Annotated in this window: 3 protein-coding genes and 1 pseudogene; all 4 read left to right on the top strand. The window is 69.6% G+C overall.

The annotated features are described in order from the left end of the window. Positions 1-197: pseudogene (locus tag GH736_RS22845) on the top strand (hypothetical protein); the annotation flags it as partial. 99 nt (positions 198-296) lie between these two features. Beyond that, positions 297-740 carry a hypothetical protein gene (locus GH736_RS22840; protein WP_159607296.1) on the top strand — a complete coding sequence of 148 codons (444 nt, stop codon included), beginning with the start codon at positions 297-299 and terminating at the stop codon, positions 738-740. Between the two features lie 14 nt (positions 741-754). Then, the gene (locus tag GH736_RS22835; protein ID WP_159607294.1) at positions 755-1159 is read left to right on the top strand and encodes a phage holin family protein; all 405 of its coding nucleotides are present in this window, start codon (positions 755-757) and stop codon (positions 1157-1159) included. Beyond that, positions 1146-1457, top strand: coding sequence for a DUF3618 domain-containing protein (locus GH736_RS22830; RefSeq protein WP_159607293.1), 312 nt, complete (start codon positions 1146-1148; stop codon positions 1455-1457). Before GH736_RS22835 ends, GH736_RS22830 begins: the two co-directional genes overlap by 14 nt. The last annotated feature ends 20 nt before the right edge of the window (positions 1458-1477 follow it).

Raw genomic sequence — 1477 nt, 5'->3', positions numbered from 1 at the left:
GCGACGCCCTGTCGCAGGCGACGATCGGCCAACGCGATCGCGTGCGTGCGCTCGAGGAGGTGCTCGCCGCCGAGCCCGGCATCGAGGCGACCGGGTCGTGGGTGGCGGGCACCGGGCTGGCGTCCGTCGTCCCGCACGCGCAGGAGGCGGCACGCCGCATCCGTCACCTCGCGATCACGCCCGGCGACATTGCATAGCCGGAGGGGAATACTTTTCACGCAACCCCCTTGCGCCCCATTGCACGGGGTCTACGCTGGAAACGTCGTGGTGGCGATCCACAGGGAGATGGGGTGCACATGAAGGGCAAGATCCTCTTCGTCGTCGGAGTCGGCGTCGGGTACGTGCTCGGCACACGTGCCGGCCGTGAGCGCTACGAGCAGATCCGCGCGGCCGCCGAGAAGGTGTGGAACCAGCCGTCGGTGCAGCAGGGCGTGGGCACGGTGAAGGACTTCGCGTCCGCCAGGGTCGGCGACCTCGGCGACACCGTGCTCGACGGCGTGAAGAACCTCATCGGCAGCGCCACCAAGGGCTCTGGAGCGACCAAGGCCGATGTGAACCGGGCTGCGCGAGACGCGAAGGCGAACATCTCGAAGGCCGCTGACGCCGCGAAGTCGGCGGTCGACGATGCCGCCTCCAAGCTCGGTGGCGCGGTCGACGATGCCGCCGACGTGGCGTCGGAGTCGGCGTCGAAGCCGGCCGGTCGCACCAAGCCCGTGCCGGGCCCGGCGTCCGCATCCTGACCCCGGAGGCGAACATGGCCGCACCGTCGAACGACGAACGCTCGCTGTTCACGCTGGTCGGAGAGCTTCCCGACCGCGTCTCCGACCTGATCAAGGCCGAGATCGACCAGATCAAGGCCGAGATCAGCTACAAGATCAAGCACTTCGGCATCGGGTCGGGCCTCGTGGCCGGCGCCGCCGTGGTGGCCGTGTTCCTGCTGTTCACGCTCATCACCGCCGCGATCTTCGCCTTGGCCCTCGTCATGCCGGCGTGGGCCGCGGCCCTCACCGTCTCGGGCATCCTCATCGTGATCATCGCGATCCTCGTGTGGATCGCGATGATCAACTTCAAGCGCGGCAGCGAGCCGCTCGAATCGATCGAGAGCCTCCGCAAGGACCTCGACGTGGTGAAGGGAACGGGCGACTATGGCCGCGACTGACGCCGGACGCCAGCTCAGCAAGCGCGACGCCAAGACGCACGAGCGCAACCTGACCCGCCTCGAGGCGAAGGCGAACTCCGAACGGGCACGCCGGGAGTTCGCCGGCACGCTCGACGCGCTGGAGGACAAGCTCAACGTGCCCAAGCAGCTGCAGCGCAAGACCGCCGTGGCGAAGGTGCGGTGGCGCCGCTTCGCGAATGAGCAGCCCGGCGCCGCGGTCGCGGCGGCGGCGGGAGTCGCCCTCAGCGTGGGCGTCGTCGTGTGGCTCGTCGTGCGCGCCGCCGTCGACGGCAAGTAGTCGCACGGGCGGGATGCCGC

Source organism: Agromyces humi, assembly GCF_009720255.1.
GTDB classification, from domain to species: Bacteria; Actinomycetota; Actinomycetes; order Actinomycetales; family Microbacteriaceae; genus Agromyces; species Agromyces humi.
The sequence above is the reverse complement of the archived record's forward strand: the minus strand, read 5'-3'. Positions and strand labels throughout refer to the sequence as shown.